The following is a 17,559-nucleotide window of genomic DNA, read 5'->3' on the forward strand; positions in this document are numbered from 1 at the left end:
TCCCAATGGCCAAATCGGCCGGAAAAATGCCACGGTGCCGGCCGAGAGCGACCAGCCTATCGCCACATTCTAGGGAACAAATTAACCAATCACAACAATGGAATAGGCTTGTTTCTTGAGATGAAATGAGGGCTTGCGCCCCGTTTCTGGCCAACCACAAGCACTAGTCCGGTCATGGCGTCGCAGGCGCACCGGAAATGGCCATTCCACGTTCAGGCGCTCTCGCTCAAAGAGCGTTGGATCCCGATTCGCCGGTGCGGATGCGCACGGCCTGCTCGACCGGCGTGACGAAGATCTTGCCGTCGCCGATCTTGCCGGTGTGCGCCGCCTTCTGGATGGCCTCGACGGCGCGCTCGACCTGGGCGTCGTCGACCACGATTTCGATCTTGACCTTGGGCAGGAAGCTCACGAGATACTCGGCGCCGCGATAGATCTCGGTCTGGCCCTTCTGGCGGCCGAAGCCCTTGACCTCGCTCACCGTCAGACCCGACACGCCGACGCCGGTCAGCGCGTCGCGCACCTCGTCGAGCTTGAACGGTTTGATGATGGCGGACACGAGCTTCATCTGTTTTCCCCTCCTGCCTTCGCGGCTCTGCCCGACAGACTGGCGCCTCGCGTTCGCGGCGTCAAACGCCGGACAGAAAGAGGGCCCGGCGAGAGGCTCGCCGGGCCCGAGGGTCCGCCGCGACACGGTGCGGCGGATGAGAGGGAACCAGGAGGAGAGGAGGGTTCCCGATCTCGAGGAGGAGACGGTCCTAGTGGATCGTCTCGCCGTGCAGGTTGATGTCGAGACCTTCGACCTCTTCCTCGGTCGTCACGCGCAGCCCGATCAGGGCATCGACGATCTTGAGGATGATGAAGGTGGCGACCGCGCACCAGGCGATGCAGACCAGCGCGCCCCAGAGCTGCGTCAGGACCTGGCCGGCATTGCCGTCGATCAGTCCCTTCTTGCCCGCGCCGCCGATCACTTCGACGGCGAACACGCCGGTCAGGAGGGCGCCGACGAAGCCGCCGATGCCGTGCACGCCGAACGCGTCGAGCGAGTCGTCGTAGCCCATCGCCTTCTTGAGGCCGGTGGCGCCCCAGAAGCAGACCAGACCGGAGATGATGCCGATGGCCAGCGCGCCCATCGGAGTCACGTAGCCCGCGGCCGGTGTGATGGCGACGAGACCGCCGACGGCACCCGAGATGATGCCGAGGACCGACGGCTTGCCGCGCGTGACCCACTCCGCGAACATCCAGGCCAGCGCCGCCGCGGCCGCAGCGAACTGCGTCACGGCCATCGCCATGCCGGCGTTCGGGCTGGCGCCGGCAGCCGAGCCGGCGTTGAAGCCGAACCAGCCGACCCACAGGAGGGAGGCGCCGATCACCGAGTAGACAAGGTTGTGCGGCGCCATGTTCTCGGTGCCGAAACCCTTGCGCTTGCCGATGACGAGGGCGCAGACGAGGCCCGCGACGCCGGCATTGATGTGCACGACGGTGCCGCCCGCGAAGTCGAGGACGCCCCAGTCGCCCAGGAAGCCGCCGCCCCACACCCAGTGGGCGATCGGCGCATAGACGATCAGCGACCACAGCGCCATGAACCACATCATGGCCGAGAACTTCATGCGCTCGGCGAAGGCGCCGGCGATCAGGGCCGGCGTGATGATGGCGAAGGTGAGCTGGAACATCATGAAGACGGTCTCGGGAACCGTCTTGGCGAGGTCATGCACGCCGTCGAGGGTGAGCCCCGACATGAAGATGCGGCCGAGGCCGCCGACGATCGTGCTGCCCGGCGAGAAGGCCAGGCTGTAGCCGACGATCAGCCACAGCACCGAGACCATGCAGGTGATGGCGAAGCTCTGCATCACCGTCGACAGCACGTTCTTCTTGCGGACCATGCCGCCGTAGAAGAGAGCGAGGCCCGGAATGGTCATCATCAGCACGAGCAGCGTCGAAGTCAGCATCCATGCCGTGTCGCCGGTATCGAGCTTGGGTGCTTCCGCCGCAGCCGGCGTCGCGGCGGCCTGGGCCAGCGCCAGCGCCGGCAGGAACAGCACTGCGGCCGCCCCCGCGCCGGCAAGCACCGAGTTGGTCTTGAACTTCATCGTTGTCCCCTGGTTCTCGAGTTGGTTGTGGTGTCGGATCACAGCGCTTCGGTGCCGGACTCGCCGGTGCGGATGCGGATCGCCTGCTCGACCGGCATGACGAACACCTTGCCGTCGCCGATCTTGCCGGTGCCCGCCGCCTTGCGGATGGTCTCGACCGCGCGCTCGACCATGGTGTCGTCGATCACGACCTCGATCTTCACCTTCGGCAGAAAGCTCACGGCGTACTCTGCGCCACGATAGATCTCGGTCTGGCCCTTCTGCCGACCGAACCCCTTCACTTCACTCACGGTCAATCCCTGGATGCCGAGCGATGTCAGGGCATCCCTGACCTCGTCCAGCTTGAAGGGCTTGAAGATTGCCACGATCATTTTCATTTGCGCCTGTCCTCCAACGGGCGGCACCCGCCCCCAAAGTTCAATTTGTCGAGAGCAAGCACCGTGCCAAGTGCCGCCGCATGATCGCCAGACCGACTTGGCACGCCACTTGCGTCGATTGAGGCGGAAACAAGTCATAAGTCTTTGGGGGTGGTCGTGTTGCTTAAAAATTCCGCCGTTCTGGCTACCGCACTGATTACAATTTGTGCAGCGAGTGCCGCCCATGCACAGGGCACGCCAGATCCGCAGACCGTTGCGGTCACGCACGATCAACAGGTGGCGCAGGGCACGCCGGATGCGGCGACCACGCCGGCAGCGCCGGAGAAGGAAACCTGGAAGGCTCCGTTCGGCGGCGCCTTCACCGCCGGCTTTGCGGTTCTTAACGAGTACTCCTACCGCGGTATCTCGCAGACCCAGCGCCAGGTCGCCGTCCAAGCCTCGCTCGGCTACGAGACCCCCACCGTCAGCGAGAAGATTCCGCTCAGCGCCTATGTCGGCGCCTGGGGCTCGAACGTCGACTTCCCCAACACCGGCACCTGGGCCGAGATCGACGTCCTCACCGGCCTCAAGCTCAAGCTGATGGACAACAAGCTCACCTTCGACGTGGGCTACATCCGCTACAACTACCTCGGCGCGCCCTCGAACCTGTTCTACGACTTCAACGAGTTCGGCCTTGTCGCCGGCTACGATTTCGGCGTCGCCCAGGTCGCCGCCGCGGTCCGCTACAGCCCCAACTTCTTCGCCAACTCCGGCAATGCCTGGTACAAGTGGGCCTCGGTGACCGTTCCGATGCCGTTCCTCCACGTCAACGAAAACGTGGCGTTCAAGGCCTTCGGCACCATCGGCAACCAGTATGTCGAACGCTTCACCAACTACGGCATTCCCAACGACAACTACTGGGACTGGCAGCTCGGCCTCGTCGTCTCCGTCTACGGCTTCGACCTCTCCGCCGCCTACACCGGCACGAACCTCAGCGTTCAGGACTGCCTCGGCACCCAGAATTGCGCCAGCCGCGTCATCGTCGGTATCTCAAAGACATTCTGATCAATCGATCCATGCAGCCATAGAGGGTTGCCGCCCTTCGGGGCGGCTGCCATCTATGGCCCATGGATAGTCATCCTTTCGACCTCGCCATCGTAGGCGCGGGCCTCAACGGCAGCCTTCTCGCCCTGGCGGCCGGCGAAGCGGGTCTGTCGACCGCCCTCATCGACCGCGTCCCGCTCGCCACCCTGACCCAGCCGGGCTTCGACGGCCGCACCACCGCCGTTGCCTTCACCAGCCAGCGCCTGTTCGCCGCGCTCGGCGTCTGGGACGAGATCGCCCCCGAAGCCGAGCCGATCCGCGACATCCGGATCTCCGATGCCGGCCACGACGGGCGCGCGAGCCCGTTCTTCCTCCATTTCGACCATCGCGAGGCCGCCGAGGACCCCGAGACGGCCGCACCGATGGGCTGGATTGTCGAGAACCGGTTCCTCCGCGCCGCCCTGCTGCGCCGGCTCGCCGCCTGCCCGAAGGTCGAACTCGTCTCGCCCGACGAGGTGGTCGAGAGCGAGCGCGGGCCGGATCGCGCCGGTCTCGTGCTGAAGAGCGGCCGGCGCCTAGCCGCCCGCCTGATCGCCTCGGCCGAGGGACGCTTCGGCTCGATGCGCGAGGAGGCCGGCATCGGCGCGCGCAGCTGGTCGTACGAGCAGATCGCCATCGTCCTGGTCGCGCACCACGACCAGCCCCATCGCGGCGTCGCCCAGGAGAAATTCCTGCCCGGCGGTCCGTTCGCCATCCTGCCGATGACGGACAGTCCCGGCGGCGAGCACCGCTCGTCGATCGTCTGGACCGAACGGTCCGATCTCGCGCGCCGCCTGCTCGAACTCGACGAGCCGCGCTTCCAGGCCGAATTCGCGCGGCGGTTCGGCGACCATCTCGGGCCGGTCGTCGCGGAGGGGCCGCGCTGGTCCTATCCGCTGCGCCTGGTCCATGCCGAGCGCTACATCGACACGCGCCTGGTGCTGGTGGGCGATGCCGCGCACGGCATCCATCCGATCGCGGGCCAGGGCTACAATCTCGGCGTTCGCGACATCGCGGCACTGGTCGAGGTGATGGTCGACGCCAAGCGCCTCGGCCTCGACGTCGGCGGCGCCGATACGCTGGAGCGCTACGCCCAATGGCGCCGGGCGGACAATCTCACGATGGTCGCCGCCACCGACCTGCTGAACCGGCTGTTCTCCAACGATATCGCGCCGCTGCGGCTGGCCCGCGACATGGGCCTCGCCGCCGTGAACCGCGTGCCGGCGCTGCGCAAGTTCTTCGTGCGTCATGCGATGGGGCTGGTCGGCGACCTGCCCAAGCTGATCCGGGGCGAGCGGCCTTAGTACCCAAGATATCTCGGCAGGCTCGTGCATCCGAAGAGCATCACGCCCAACGGGATGGCCGACGCCAGGCACCAGCAAACGCACACCGACAGAAACAGATGATCGAAATCAACCAAGGGTGCCTCCACCACATTGCCGAGACCGAACATCGAGGATCGCGGGCGGAGAATGCTGTCGTAGATCTCCGCGGAAAACTTCTGGTCCCAGCGGAGCGCGATGTAGCATATCCACGCGGTAGGCAGCCCAGTGACTAGCGCCACCATCGTCCACAGCGAATCCGCCGTGTCCTGGAGCGGTACAATCCATCCTGGGCAGCGGCTGGTACTCGGATCGACGAGCAGGAGAATTAGAATCTCGACAACGAGTACGGCAAGGCATCCGGCAGCCGTCCGGCGCGCGATCTTGCGGCAGTAGTCCGGGTGATAGCTGGCAAGGACCCTGTAACGGTTTGTGTCCGGCAAGCCCGCAACCTCCACGTGAACTTGCACAGGCTAGCACGGGAACCGAGGTTGTGCACCCCGCCAAACACCTCTTAGAGGCGAGCGGCCTTAGGCGCCGCGCCAGACACCACGATGAAAGCGGCCACCACGTCCAATGCGGCGGCCAGCAGCAGCGGCATGCGATAGCCACCGAACGCGTCATACAGCAGGCCGTAGCCGCTCGGCCCCATCGCGGCGGCGAGCTGGATGCCACAGGAGGCGACACCGAACACCGCGCCGAACGTCGCTGCCCCGAATTCACGGCGGACGATGATGGGCGAGAGCGTCGTCACGTTGCCAATGGTGAGGCCCATCACCAGGCTGCCGACGAACAGGACAGAAGGTGTCGGAAGCAGGCCCTGGATGAGCAGCGACAGGGAGGCAAGCCCCATCACGGCGCATGCCGTCGCGCGCGGGCTGATCTGGTCGGCGAAGCGCACCAGCAGCAGGCGGCCGAGCAGAGCGGCCAGCGCCGCACCCGACGCGGCGAGCGAGACGCCCGCCGCACCGAGCGCGGACGAGAGCAGCGTCACCTGATGCGTGATGAATCCCACCTGCACCAGCATTGCCAGGCCAAAGGCCAGCATCACGCTCTGCAATGCCCAAGTCCCGAGCGCCGCACGGCGCGTCCATCCTGCGGGGCGTGCCGCCGTCGAGGGCGCTGCGACCGCCACCCCGTCGGGCAGCAAGCCCAGATCCTGCGGGCGGCGGCGCATCACAAACCAGCCGAGCGGCAGGATCACGACAAGCATCACGGCAGCCGCCACAGTCGTCGTTGCCGCAAAGCCCATGATGCCGATGGAGAAGAGCAGGACCGGCACGCCGGTCATGCCACCGACGCTGGCGCCGAGCGACGCGATCGAGACGGCGCGACCCTGATGGCGCTCGAACCATGGCGCGAGCGTCGTCGCGACCGCCGTCAGCGAGAGACAGGCCCAACCGAAGCTCATGACGAAGAACGCGACATAGGCCTGCCACGGCGCTTCGACCCTACCGATGGCGGCAATGCCCGCGCCCATCGCAAGGGCACCGATCACGGTCGACAGCCGGCCACCATGGCGACCGATCAGGCTGCCGACGGGAATGAGCAGCAATGCACTCGTGACATAAAAGGTCGTGATCGCGCCCGAGACCAGTCCGGTCGGCCAGCCGCGGATCGAGACCAGCTCGTGCAAATAGACGCCGGCACCGAACAGGCCGAACGCATTGGCGAACATGCCCGCGATCAGACACACGGCGACGATGCGCCAGCCGTAGAAGGGGCGGGACATGGTCCTCGTTAGCACAGGCCGGGCCTCGACGGTTCGGTCCCTGCCGAAGCGTGCCGGCGACGGGCGGTTGCACCCTCTGGCCAAAGTCCCTATTTCAGGGGCCGAACTCGAGGAAAAACATGGCGCAGTCCCAAGTCCCCGTCACCGTGCTGACCGGCTATCTCGGCGCCGGCAAGACCACCCTGCTCAACCGGATCCTGAGCGAGCAGCACGGCAAGAAATACGCCGTCATCGTGAATGAGTTCGGCGAGCTGGGTGTCGACAACGATCTCGTGGTGAATGCCGACGAGGAAGTCTTCGAGATGAACAACGGCTGCATCTGCTGCACCGTGCGCGGCGACCTGATCCGCATCATCGAAGGGCTGATGAAGCGCAAGGACAAGTTCGACGGCATCCTGGTCGAGACGACCGGCCTGGCCGACCCCGGACCGGTGGCGCAGACCTTCTTCACCGACGAGGACGTCAAGGCCAGGACGCGGCTCGACGCCATCGTCACCGTGATCGACGCCAAGCACTTCTTCGGCCAGCTCGAGCAGGGCAGCGAGGCCGAGCAGCAGGTGGCCTTCGCCGACGTGATCCTGCTCAACAAGACCGACCTGGTGAGCCCCGACGAACTCGCGAAGGTCGAAGACAGGATCCGCGGCATCAACCGCTACGCCCGGATCTTCCACACGCAGAACAGCCAGATCGCGCTCGACGCGATCCTCGACAAGGGCGCGTTCGACCTCGGCCGCATCCTGGAGTTCGAGCCCGACTTCCTGCACAGCGGCCATGATCATCACCACGAGGACGAGGTCCGCAGCCTGTCGATCACCGCCGACCGGCCGGTCGATCCCGACAGGTTCCAGAAGTGGATGGGCGCGCTGCTCCAGATCAAGGGCGGCGACATCTTCCGCAGCAAGGGCATCCTCGCCATCGACGGCGCCCCGCGCCGCTACGTCTACCAGGGCGTCCACATGATGATGGACAGCGACTGGGGCACGCCGTGGAAAGACGGCGACAAGCGTTCGAGCAAGCTGGTCTTCATCGGCCGCAACCTCGACGGTGACAATCTCCAGCGCGGCTTCGACGACTGCCTGAAGTAGGACCGTGAAAATCGATCTCGCCAATCCGGCCTGGCAGCAGACGCTGCCGCCGGCCCGCTCCCTCGCCACCGCCGCGCCCGTCGCAGCCTGCGCCTTCAACCGCGACGGCACGATCGTCGGCTTCGCGCTGGGTGACGGCCAGGTCCGCCTCCTGCCCGCCGACATCAAGGCGGCCACGCCCGATGCGGCGGACCCGCTGCACAAGGGCGTCGTGCTCTCGCTGGTCGGTGATCCGGCAGGCGACGGGTTCGTGAGCGGCGGCGACGACGGCCGCGTGCTGCGCATCGCCGCCGACGGTACGGCAACGGAACTGCTGGCGCTGAAGGGCAAGTGGTTCGAGCATCTCGTCGCCCACAGGACGGGCGCGGTCGCAGCCTCCGCGGGCAAGAGCATGTTCCTGTTCCGCGACGGCGAGGTCCGCGAGTTCGGTCCGCATCCGAGCACGGTGGCCGGCCTCGATTTCAGCAAGGACGGCAGCCGCGTCGCCTGCGCGCATTACGGCGGCATCACCGTGTGGAGCCTGAGCAAGGACGTCGCCCTGCCGCCGCGGCGCTTCGCCTGGCAGGGCAGCCACGTGGCGCTGCGCTGGAGCACCGACGGCAAGTTCATCGCCACCGGCACACAGGAGAACGACATCCATGTCTGGCGCGTGGCGCAGGCCACCGACATGCGCATGCAGGGCTATCCCGCCAAGGTGAAGTCGCTGTCGTGGACCGCCGACGCGCGCTGGCTCTACACCTCCTCTCAGCCGGTGTTCACCGCCTGGCCATTCTCGGGGAAGGGACCGGAAGGCAAGCCGCCGCTGCAGTTCGGCGACGAAGGCGCCGGCCTGATAACCGTGGTCGCCGCCCACCCGTCTGCAGAATTCGTGGCGGGCGGTTACGATTCGGGAGAGCTGCAGCTCGGCGACATCAGGACGAGACGCTCGGTCGTGCTGAAGATGGCCGACGGCGCGGCCATCACCTGCCTCGCCTGGTCGCCCGACGGCTTCAAGCTGGCCGTCGGCAACGACCGCGGCGATCTGCTGACGATCGATCTGCGGCGGTAGATTCAGGCCTCATCGGCGAGGTGGAGCGCCGAACGGATAGACCAACGTCGTCGACGCTGGCAAGGCAGCCGGACCAGAATCGTCTCTCTTGTCGACAGCGTCCCGCCGCTTCTTCTCCGCGTCGGCGAGAGCGGCTTCGGCATCAGCAAGGGCCTTGAGCTGATCGGCAATGCTCTTCTGGTCGGTCAATCCCTGGGTCACGCCGGCTACGACACCGCTCAGAATGGCGGGTGCTATCTTGGCGATGCCCAGTAGCTCGGAATCGCGCTCCAAATCGTAGCCGCTTGCGATGCCGTCCTTTATGGCAATCGTGACCTTCTGATTTGCCAAAATCGTCTGCGGGACAGGAACGGCAATGGCCTCCCGGGACGGCACACTGATTGGCTTGGTGGCGAGCGTTGCCCCGTCGGCCGATGACACGCGGATCACGCGCGAGGTCATCGCGCGGACACACACGCCGGTTTGGCAGTTCGCCAAACTGGCCGGCTGCGTTTCCTGTCTCTTCCTGAGGGGGCTCGGATTCAGCCAGTCTTCGTCAGCCATCTGAACCGTCAGGCTGATCGCATGACCGCCGGTCACAGCCGGACGAGCGGCCGTCGCCCGTGCCAGGGCGGCATTTATGGCTTTATCGACACGTAGGGTGTCGTCCCTGGACAGCGGATCGAAAGTATCCTCGAAGATCGCGGGATTCTCCTCGAGGAATGACCTCATGCCACCCTTCACGCCAACCCGGCCGGCGGTCTTGGCGAGTTCCTCGATGATGGCCAACAGCTTCGCCTCCGATTCGGACGACACGGAGATCAGAAGGCCGGTCGCCGGATTGGCCGTCAGCTTCATGTTCTCCTTGTTGAAGGGTGACGGCTGCAAGCGGGCGACCAACATCCCGACCGCCGGATCGGCGACAATCTGCGGTTCTTCGATCGCCAGACCGACGACGTCCCCCCTTCCCTTGAAGACCTTCACTGGCACGACCGCCTTGGGTAGCGAATAGGGGAGACCCGCCAACGCCAGCTGCCCTGGCCTCGGTGTCTCGAATGGACCGCTGGAAACCGCCGCGCAACCAGTCGCGACGAGACTAATCGCAAACGCTATCATCCGCATTTGGAACTCCTCCCGATCTGATGAAGGTTCAGGGCTGGTTTGCCGGATCGTCGACAGGGCTGAGCTCGCCCGTGGCAGTGCCGCCGGCGGCAATCTCCAGCAAGTCGCTGAACCCGAACGACTCGTCTGCGCCGGGCAAGATGAGCCCATGGAGGGGCTGCCCGAGGCGCCAATGCTTGTTCCGGGACAGGATGCTTTCGGGGTCGCCCTGGAGCAGGCCGATGAACGTCTCTGCGACCAGCCGACTGCCGAGCGGACCGAGATGCGCGCCGCCATGGAGCACTTCCGCTTCCTTCAGGATGTAGTACCAGAGCGGCGTGCTCACGTGCAGGCCATGCTTTTTCGCGGCCTTGCCGTCGTCGCTACCGGGATCGCCGATCTGTGCGGGTGTGAGCGACGCTATACCCATGAAATTCGCGAGATCCTGCGCCGACGGCAGCATCATCTTCACGCCACGCCGCAAGTTCATGACCGCGAGGCTGCGCATCGCCTTTTCCTGCGGGGTCGTGGGCGGCACCGGGGGCGGCGGACCGATATCATGCAGTGCGGGCGTAAGGTATGGATCGATGTTGCGGCTGAGATTGAGTGGCACACCGGTAGCGCCAAAATCTGCGAAGCGCCGCCAATCGATGATCCAGTCGGACGGCAATGTCGGCTTGTTGGCCGGCCCGACACCATCCGTCCCGAGCGCGCCGGACTTCGCCGTGAACAGGAACAGCAAATCGAAAGTCGCCGGATCGAAGATCCGGTTGTGGCTGTACTCCTCGCGCACCATCGAATGCCCAAGGCGATAGGCGGCGGTTGAGAATTCGACCGGCATATAAGGCTGGCCGCAACTTCCGAAAGTCTCAAACCGGAAGAAGTGGCGGCCATCGCGCAGCACCGCCTCGACATCGTTGACGTCGCAGATCTTCGTCAGGAAGTCGCGAATCACCATTGCCTGGTAGAGGTCGACCACAGCGCGGCGTGCCGTATCGAAGAGGTCGTCTTCGGCGACGGTGCCCGCCAACCGGTCGACGATCGCGTTGTGGAACCGCAGGAAGGCAACATGCGTCTGTGCCACAAGCAAATTCTCGTCGTTTCTCTCGTCACCGATGATCGCCATGCCCTGCGGATTTCGCGGCAGGTCGTGCGGCAGCCCCGCTTTGATGGCTTCCTTCCCTCCAATGGTGGTCCTGCCGAGCAAGAGCTTCGCATGGCCCGGGCTATGCCGGTCGTAAAGCGACGGTTGCACTCGCGGCCCCAGGCCGTAAACACTGTCAAGATCGAGCCGCGGCGTGCGAAAGTTCATGATCGCCGTCGGATCCTGAGAAACCTCCGCCAGTGTGGTCGTATCGAGCGTGATGTCATGATCGATGAACTGGCCGAGATAGGTAAAGCACGCCGGAATGTTGGCGTTATCTCTCGCGGGGTCGCTTTTCTTCTTGTCCACCATTGCGAGTCCGAGGTCGATCAGCGCGTCGTCGGGCGCGGCGAATGGCGATGTTAATTCCGGAACCATGCGGCCGAATCGACCGGCTCGGAACGACGTGCCTAGCGGCGGAACCACATCGTGTCGTGGCTGATGACCGTGAGTGCCTGGCTTGGTATCGGGCATGGACCTTCCCCTCAGTTGTGCCCGCCAAGAGTGTGCGAGCAGGGGGAGTTTCCAGAAGTACGCGTCTTGGATATGTGGCGTTTCCCACATTCGGACGCACAAAACTATTGACCGACGACTTCTGCCTTCAACTGCGCGATATTGAGAATACGGATCTGGCGACGACTTGTTTCGATGACTTTCTCTACTTCCAGGCGACTGAACTCGCGCGTCACCGCCTCTCGATGCGATCCTATTCGCGACGCGATCTCGTAGTGCGTCGGAGCCGGACTGATCGTGACGCCTCCATGCACGACAACCCCCCGCGTCGTCACGAGGCGCAGGAGTTCCCGTCGCACCCGTTCCCTGACGGCAAGAGCGCTCACTTCCACGACTCGCTCGGACATCGCACGCATCTTTGCCACGAGCAGCTCGATCAGACTGATGGCGAGACCGTTGTTCCTGACGAGAGCTTCATGAAACTGGGCCGCACGCATCCGCGCCAGAAGGCAATCGGTCTGAGCTACCGCAGTCGCCGAACGGGGAAGCCGGTCAATCGCCGAGAACTCTCCGAAGATTCCACCATCGGATATGTCATGGAAGATGACCTCACGCCCCCCTTCCGTGTAACTGGCGATCCGGACATTGCCGGAGAAGACGAAGAATATGTCGTTCGTCTCCTCGTGCTCACTCAATATCTGTGCGTGTCGCTGATAGGCGCGCACCGTGCACATTGAGGCAATGTGTCTCAACTCACTCTCCGGCATGTCCTCGAACAGAGAGATGATGCGGAATGTTGGGACCGGATCCACGCGCTGTGCCCCCTCTTTGGAAGTCCTTAGTGGGAATGGGGGGAGGTGGATCCGGCGAAACCGTCGCCGGAGATTGCGGGAAGGAGGCTTTCCGCCTTACCCTTGAACCTCGCTGCTTCCGCATGATCGCTTTTCCACATCGCTACTTCCGCCAACATTCTGTAGGTCTGCGCCAGCGCAGGCTTCGCCCCGAGCTTTCGGCCAAGCGCCAGCGCCGCAGCGAGCAGGCGATGGATTTTCGAGAAGGCCTTCGGACTTTTCGCCATTTCCACCACCGCCAGAGCCCTCAACGCCATCAGCTCAACGCCGCGATATCCACGCGACTGAGCCGCCTGCAAAGCGGCCTCCGCCTCCGCTTCCGCCGCTGCGTGACGACCCAGCCCCGATAGCGCGATCGCTAGATACGCTCTAGCCGCATTGGTCGCTGCTCCCTGGCCCAAATGGGTCGCTTGGTCGACCAAAGGGTCCAACAACGCAGCGGCTTCTTCATAACGACCGGCAATTGCGAGTGCGCAACCCAACTGGCCGCCGACCACGGGCACATAAATGTCTACAGCATGATCGCGGCACCGGCCGAGACCGACTTCCAGACTGCCGATCGCGGAGTCTGTTGCCCCCCGGTACAGCGCGGTTAGTCCCTTTGCATAGGCCGTGGCGATGTCATCGTATGCGTGCTTTGTCAGAAGCGAACTATGCTCGGCATCCGCGATGCAGCTGCCTGCCTCGTCAAAGCGTCCCAGCGAGGCCTGTGAAATCGCTAACATGCTCAAGCACATCACACGCGTCGTGCCGGGCGTACCGAAGCGGGTCAAAGCATGTCGCCCGCGCAACCGATCGCAAGGGATCGTCAGAATTCTTGCGGCATTGGAAAAATCGCCTCCGGCGTAATACGCTTGGCCGAGCGTATACTCAGCGAGAACACGCAGCGGTTCGAAACTGGTTGCAGTGACTTTCGGAAGGGCGGGCTTGCAAATGGCAATGGATTCCGAGGGCGATCCGGCGAAGTTGAGTGCGGCTGCTCGAAACAGGCTGGACATCAAGCGGCGGCGTTCATCGCCGATCTCCTCGGCAATTGCCTCGGCTTCGACGGCATGAGCAATCCATTTGGCTAGTTGCGAAGTGGCGCTGAAGACTGTCCGGAGCTGAAGTCTGAGATCAATGGAAGTTTCGATGGCTTCCCGATCTCTAGGGACATAGTCAAGGAACGAAATTGCTTTCTTCAAGAACGTCTCGGCGTCTGCATAAGCAGAGCGATCCAGCGCCCTGGCACCGGAGATACGGGAATAGAGAATCGCTTCTCGCCATTCCTGTGCTTCAGTCGCGTGATGAGCTAGGACTTCCGAATGCTCACGCGTGTGGTCGGCAAGTAGTGCCAGATGGGCTCTCAACGCTCGCCCATGCAACTGCCGCCGGTGATCCCGTATCAAGGAGCCATATGCAACCTCCCGAACGAGATCATGGGGGAACTCCAAGGCCATTTCGTCCGAATTGGAGGAGTTCAACAGCAATTGAGCGGCGTCGAGTGAACTCAGAGCCTCGGCGATTTCCGAAGCACCTGCATCGCTCATGGCCGACAAAAGAGGGCGCGTGACACGCTCGCCTATGACAGCGGCCGAGCGGAGCAGTTTCTTGGCTGGCGCCGGGAGCCGATCAATGCGGGCCGCAATGATCGCCTGAACGGTCGACGGGATACCCACAGATTTTACATCCACGACGAGCCGATAGTCGCCTTCGTCGCCCGCCAATGCCGCAGACTCGACCAAACGCCGGACAATCTCTTCCACGAACAACGGCACACCACCGGTTTGAGTGACTATTCTCTGCTTCAAGTTGAGGAGACTGGGATCGGTGCCGACGAGCGACGCCAGGATCGTGTTCGTCGCTTCGTGATCGAGAGGGCCGAGAACGAGATCGGTAGCGCCGGGGACACTGGCCCATGGCGAGATGTGCTCGGGCCTCGTCGAGCCAATGAAGAATAGGCACCGCCCGGAAAGCGCCCTCGCAACGCCTTCCAGAACACTTGCCGATTCTGCATCAATCCAATGCAAGTCTTCGACGAGAACGACCAAAGGACGCTGGGCGGCGGCGGCGAACAAACACGTCAACGCCTCGATTGTGCGTCGCCGCCTGAAAAGGGGCTCCGCGTCGCGCCACTCCGGTGTCTCTACGGAAAGATCGAGCAACGTACTCAATGCCTCGACGAAGAACTTTGGCATCTCAGGCACGCTCGCCTGTACACAAGCGATCGCGCCGCGAATGGCATCGGGCGGATCCGCATCCCCGAGATTCAGTGCAGAGGTGGCGAGCGTCTTGAGGGTGCTGTAGGGCGTGGTGCGATCGATCGACTCACATTCAGCTTCCACGACAGACCAATCCGCCGCGAGGAGCTCCGACACGAATTCCCTGACCAACCGCGATTTCCCGATTCCCGGCGGTGCGACCACTGTCAGCGCCCGACGGGCGCCGCCTATGACCTCATCGGCAAGGCCCCGCAGTCTTTCGATTTCGCCGGTGCGTCCAGCGAATTGCCTGGCTCTCCGATTTCGACGCGCGAACCAGCGAGTTACGCGACGACGACCCGTGACTTCGAAGGTCCGCACCGGTTGCGACACGCCTTTCGGAACGTGCATCACCGGCGGCGAGAAGTCGAAGTAGGCCGATACGAGCTTCTGCGTTTCTCCGGAGATAAGAACGGTGCCTGGTTCCGCAAAGGATTCCAGACGGCTTGCCAGATGCACGGCGGGTCCCGCCGCGTCGTATACGACGGAGAAATCAGTCGCCACGGGCCGCACCATGACCTCGCCGGAATGCAATCCCGCGCGTGACGTATAGGGAGCCATCCGCCGAAGCGAAGCGACGATTTCAAGCGCTGCCAAGCAGGCATGAACAGCGTGATCGTCGTCCGCATCAGGGGCACCGAACAATGCCATCGCCCCGTCGCCCTGCTCCTTACAGAAGGTACCGCCGAATCGGCGGACGACCTGCCTCATGACGGTGAGTGGCGGCGCCAATCGATCCCAAGCGTCTTCAGGATCGAGTCCGTCGATCATCGCGGTCGAACCCACGATATCCACGAACAAGATGGTGACGAACTTCCATTCGTAGTCTCCCGCGAAGGGGTTTGCCGCCGCCTGCGCCGCAAGGATTTCGCGGATCTGCATGCCGACCGGCTGTTGCGGCCTCTGGGCGGATCTGCCGATCTGCCCCGGGTTCAGCCTGATCCCACACTGCGAGCAGAAATTGGCATCAGAGGATGCCTCCTTCGCGCACGATGGGCAGCGCAACACCGAATGCGGTGTAGTGACGCCGTGAGCTTCCGGATTACGCACGACGCGCTACCGCGTCCTGCATATCGGACGCTGCGAGATCACGGCTTTGTGCTTGGCGGCACGAAGCAAAGGGCTTTGCCGTACCAAAGCTGCTGGGCCTCGTCCTTATGGATATAGAGATGGGCTCCCTTTTCGTCCTCGCTCACCTTGACGCAAATAAAGAAAGCCATCGGCCAGCCGAGCCCAGGCTTGCCGTTGAAAGTCTCTGCGCAGTTTTCCTGCATTCCCGCCTTGAACTGTCTTCTCTCGTCGGCGGGAAACTCGGCGGCGTCCTGCCTGAATTGTCCGGGCGTACTCTGCTTTGGATCGGGGAAGTACGGGTTGTTCGCATCGCCCTCCGCCGGCGCCACGAAACCGGAGAACTCGTAACACTCCAAATCTTTTCCAAACTTACAGCGAAGCACTTCGATCGTAGCTTTGATGTGCTGGGCATCAAATTTGGTGTTCAGTTCGTGAGTCACTTGTGCATGTCTCGCGCCCAGAATTTCCAAGGTTGGATTCCCAAGGCTTTCGAGTAGGAACGTTCTGAGCCGCGCCGGCATCGGCGCGCTTTCGACCTGCTTGATCGCTTCCGCGCGAGTTTGTCCTCCGAACGCGAGTCTCTTGAGAATTTCGAGTTCTGAGTGGCCTGTGCTCATGTTCGCCCTCCCCGTGTGGATTACTCGATCTTATCAACGTATTCGAGCGTCATCCACACGGCACATGCACATTTGGCTGGCCGCGATCGATTCTTAAAATGAGCGTCCACTCAATACACTAGGCGCGACTAGGCCAGCCCGTCGTCCATCCCGCCTTTAACCATCTGCTTCCGGCCCTACCCTCGCCGCACCAGCGTGCGGTGAGAAACAAGGCAGAGGATGCCCGCGATGCCCATCGCGGTCGTCATCGGCGCGATGGTGCCATCGAAGGTCTGCCCGACGATGGCGCCGAAGATCGCGCCGGCGCCGAACGTCATGACGCCCATCAGCGACGACGCCGTGCCCGCCATGTGCGGGTAGTGCTGCATCGCCATCGCCGTCGAATTGGGTGCGATCAGGCTCAGCGTCGCGATCTGGAAGACCATGCAAACCAGGAAGGGCCACAGGCCGATCGTGCCGTAGCGTGCCTCGATCCAGCCCATGACCATCGCCGCCGCGCCCGACACGGCCGGAACGATCACCGCGACGCGCAGGATGCGCCCGGCGCCCAGGAGGCGCACGAACCGCGCATTGAGCAGGCTGCCGATGGTCATGAAGACCACCATGCCGCCGAACACCACGCCGTAGAAGCGGGGCGAAATCCCGTAGCGCTCGATGAAGACGAACGGCGATCCCGAGATGTACGAGAACAGGGCGGCGAACATGAAGGACGAGGTCAGGGCGTAGCCGATGAAGGTGCGCGTGCCAAGCAACTCGCCGAAGCGCTTCAGGATCTGGGTGAAGACCAGCGGCTGGCGATACTCCGGCTTCAGCGTCTCGGGCAGTTGGAACCATGCGACGACGAAGGCAATCACACCGGCGCCTGCCAGCACCCAGAAGATGGCACGCCAACCGGCAAACCACATCACCTGGCCACCGATCACCGGCGCCAGCATCGGCGCGATGGAGGTGCAGGCCATCATGAGCGACATGGCGCGCGCGGCGTGATCCTTTTCAGCCAGGTCGCGGACCATCGTGCGCGCCAGCACGACGCCGCCGCAGGCGGCGAGGCCCTGCAGGAAACGCAGGGTGATGAGATGGCCTGCCGCAGCGGCAAACGCACAACCGATGCTGGTCAGCACGTAGACCGCCAGGCCGATCAGGATCACCGGGCGGCGGCCGAACCGGTCCCCCGCGGGGCCGTAGAAGACCTGCCCCACGCCGAAGGCGATCATGAAGGCCGACAGGGTGAGCTGGATGTCGCCGGCCGAGGATTGGAGGTCGACCGCGATCGCCGGCAGGGCCGGCAGGTACATGTCGATCGAAAGCGGGGTGAAGGCCGACAACAGCGCGAGCACCGCCAGCAGGAGCGGCGTCAGGGTCGGACGAGTCGTGGTGTTCATTGCGCGGT

Annotated in this window: 15 protein-coding genes; 4 read left to right on the plus strand and 11 right to left on the minus strand. The window is 63.8% G+C overall.

Features of this window, described 5'->3' with window-relative positions:
• Window positions 1-226 precede the first annotated feature (226 nt).
• From Q7V45_RS17805 to Q7V45_RS17815, 3 genes are all read right to left on the minus strand, one after another.
• A complete protein-coding gene (locus tag Q7V45_RS17805) occupies window positions 227-565 on the minus strand; it encodes a P-II family nitrogen regulator (protein WP_304854437.1) in 339 nt (112 codons plus the stop codon).
• Window positions 566-755: 190 nt separating this feature from the next.
• Complete coding sequence (locus Q7V45_RS17810) at window positions 756-2,087, minus strand: ammonium transporter (protein ID WP_370692623.1); 1,332 nt, start codon at window positions 2,085-2,087, stop codon at window positions 756-758.
• A 38-nt stretch (window positions 2,088-2,125) separates the two neighbouring features.
• Window positions 2,126-2,464 carry a P-II family nitrogen regulator gene (locus Q7V45_RS17815; protein WP_304854439.1) on the minus strand — a complete coding sequence of 113 codons (339 nt, stop codon included), beginning with the start codon at window positions 2,462-2,464 and terminating at the stop codon, window positions 2,126-2,128.
• A gap of 276 nt (window positions 2,465-2,740) precedes the next feature.
• On the opposite strand from Q7V45_RS17815, the gene Q7V45_RS17820 reads away from it, so the two are divergent.
• Together Q7V45_RS17820 and Q7V45_RS17825 are read left to right on the plus strand one after the other, a co-directional pair.
• On the plus strand, window positions 2,741-3,508 hold the full coding sequence (locus tag Q7V45_RS17820) for a TorF family putative porin (protein WP_304854441.1): 768 nt from the start codon (window positions 2,741-2,743) through the stop codon (window positions 3,506-3,508).
• 62 nt (window positions 3,509-3,570) lie between these two features.
• Window positions 3,571-4,830 (plus strand): UbiH/UbiF/VisC/COQ6 family ubiquinone biosynthesis hydroxylase, encoded by a 1,260-nt coding sequence (locus tag Q7V45_RS17825; protein ID WP_304854442.1) that lies wholly within the window; start codon window positions 3,571-3,573, stop codon window positions 4,828-4,830.
• Here Q7V45_RS17825 and Q7V45_RS17830 read toward each other — a convergent pair.
• Both Q7V45_RS17830 and Q7V45_RS17835 read right to left on the minus strand, forming a co-directional pair.
• Window positions 4,827-5,291, minus strand: coding sequence for a hypothetical protein (locus Q7V45_RS17830; protein WP_304854444.1), 465 nt, complete (start codon window positions 5,289-5,291; stop codon window positions 4,827-4,829). The genes Q7V45_RS17825 and Q7V45_RS17830 overlap by 4 nt on opposite strands.
• A 71-nt stretch (window positions 5,292-5,362) precedes the next feature.
• Entirely contained in the window at window positions 5,363-6,580 is a 1,218-nt protein-coding gene (locus tag Q7V45_RS17835) for an MFS transporter (protein ID WP_304854446.1), read from the minus strand.
• Window positions 6,581-6,699: 119 nt separating this feature from the next.
• Here Q7V45_RS17835 and Q7V45_RS17840 point away from each other — a divergent pair, with 119 nt between their 5' ends.
• Together Q7V45_RS17840 and Q7V45_RS17845 are read left to right on the plus strand one after the other, a co-directional pair.
• Window positions 6,700-7,665, plus strand: coding sequence for a GTP-binding protein (locus Q7V45_RS17840; protein WP_304854448.1), 966 nt, complete (start codon window positions 6,700-6,702; stop codon window positions 7,663-7,665).
• Between the two features lie 4 nt (window positions 7,666-7,669).
• Window positions 7,670-8,713, plus strand: a complete 1,044-nt coding sequence (locus Q7V45_RS17845) for a WD40 repeat domain-containing protein (protein ID WP_304854450.1) — start codon at window positions 7,670-7,672, stop codon at window positions 8,711-8,713.
• A 9-nt stretch (window positions 8,714-8,722) separates the two neighbouring features.
• On the opposite strand, the gene Q7V45_RS17850 is transcribed toward Q7V45_RS17845, so the two are convergent.
• From Q7V45_RS17850 to Q7V45_RS17875, 6 genes are all read right to left on the minus strand, one after another.
• Complete coding sequence (locus Q7V45_RS17850; RefSeq protein WP_304854451.1) at window positions 8,723-9,814, minus strand: hypothetical protein; 1,092 nt, start codon at window positions 9,812-9,814, stop codon at window positions 8,723-8,725.
• Window positions 9,815-9,842: 28 nt separating this feature from the next.
• The gene (locus Q7V45_RS17855; RefSeq protein WP_304854453.1) at window positions 9,843-11,411 is read right to left on the minus strand and encodes a heme peroxidase family protein; all 1,569 of its coding nucleotides are present in this window, start codon (window positions 11,409-11,411) and stop codon (window positions 9,843-9,845) included.
• Between the two features lie 104 nt (window positions 11,412-11,515).
• Complete coding sequence (locus Q7V45_RS17860; RefSeq protein ID WP_304854455.1) at window positions 11,516-12,202, minus strand: Crp/Fnr family transcriptional regulator; 687 nt, start codon at window positions 12,200-12,202, stop codon at window positions 11,516-11,518.
• Between the two features lie 26 nt (window positions 12,203-12,228).
• A complete protein-coding gene (locus Q7V45_RS17865; protein WP_304854456.1) occupies window positions 12,229-15,363 on the minus strand; it encodes an AAA family ATPase in 3,135 nt (1,044 codons plus the stop codon).
• Window positions 15,364-15,569: 206 nt separating this feature from the next.
• On the minus strand, window positions 15,570-16,169 hold the full coding sequence (locus Q7V45_RS17870; RefSeq protein WP_304854457.1) for a hypothetical protein: 600 nt from the start codon (window positions 16,167-16,169) through the stop codon (window positions 15,570-15,572).
• Window positions 16,170-16,345: 176 nt separating this feature from the next.
• On the minus strand, window positions 16,346-17,551 hold the full coding sequence (locus Q7V45_RS17875; RefSeq protein ID WP_304854458.1) for a Bcr/CflA family multidrug efflux MFS transporter: 1,206 nt from the start codon (window positions 17,549-17,551) through the stop codon (window positions 16,346-16,348).
• Window positions 17,552-17,559 lie beyond the last annotated feature (8 nt).

Source organism: Reyranella sp., assembly GCF_030651995.1.
In the GTDB taxonomy this organism is placed as follows: Bacteria; Pseudomonadota; Alphaproteobacteria; order Reyranellales; family Reyranellaceae; genus Reyranella.

What these genes read in the sequence shown, in the direction of transcription:
- Q7V45_RS17805 (WP_304854437.1), bottom strand. Translation starts at nt 565, where the DNA reads ATGAAGCTCGTGTCCGCCATCATCAAACCGTTCAAGCTCGACGAGGTG.
- Q7V45_RS17810 (WP_370692623.1), bottom strand. Translation starts at nt 2,087, where the DNA reads ATGAAGTTCAAGACCAACTCGGTGCTTGCCGGCGCGGGGGCGGCCGCA.
- Q7V45_RS17815 (WP_304854439.1), bottom strand. Translation starts at nt 2,464, where the DNA reads ATGAAAATGATCGTGGCAATCTTCAAGCCCTTCAAGCTGGACGAGGTC.
- Q7V45_RS17825 (WP_304854442.1), top strand. Translation starts at nt 3,571, where the DNA reads ATGGATAGTCATCCTTTCGACCTCGCCATCGTAGGCGCGGGCCTCAAC.
- Q7V45_RS17835 (WP_304854446.1), bottom strand. Translation starts at nt 6,580, where the DNA reads ATGTCCCGCCCCTTCTACGGCTGGCGCATCGTCGCCGTGTGTCTGATC.
- Q7V45_RS17840 (WP_304854448.1), top strand. Translation starts at nt 6,700, where the DNA reads ATGGCGCAGTCCCAAGTCCCCGTCACCGTGCTGACCGGCTATCTCGGC.
- Q7V45_RS17850 (WP_304854451.1), bottom strand. Translation starts at nt 9,814, where the DNA reads ATGCGGATGATAGCGTTTGCGATTAGTCTCGTCGCGACTGGTTGCGCG.
- Q7V45_RS17855 (WP_304854453.1), bottom strand. Translation starts at nt 11,411, where the DNA reads ATGCCCGATACCAAGCCAGGCACTCACGGTCATCAGCCACGACACGAT.
- Q7V45_RS17865 (WP_304854456.1), bottom strand. Translation starts at nt 15,363, where the DNA reads ATGCAGATCCGCGAAATCCTTGCGGCGCAGGCGGCGGCAAACCCCTTC.
- Q7V45_RS17870 (WP_304854457.1), bottom strand. Translation starts at nt 16,169, where the DNA reads ATGAGCACAGGCCACTCAGAACTCGAAATTCTCAAGAGACTCGCGTTC.
- Q7V45_RS17875 (WP_304854458.1), bottom strand. Translation starts at nt 17,551, where the DNA reads ATGAACACCACGACTCGTCCGACCCTGACGCCGCTCCTGCTGGCGGTG.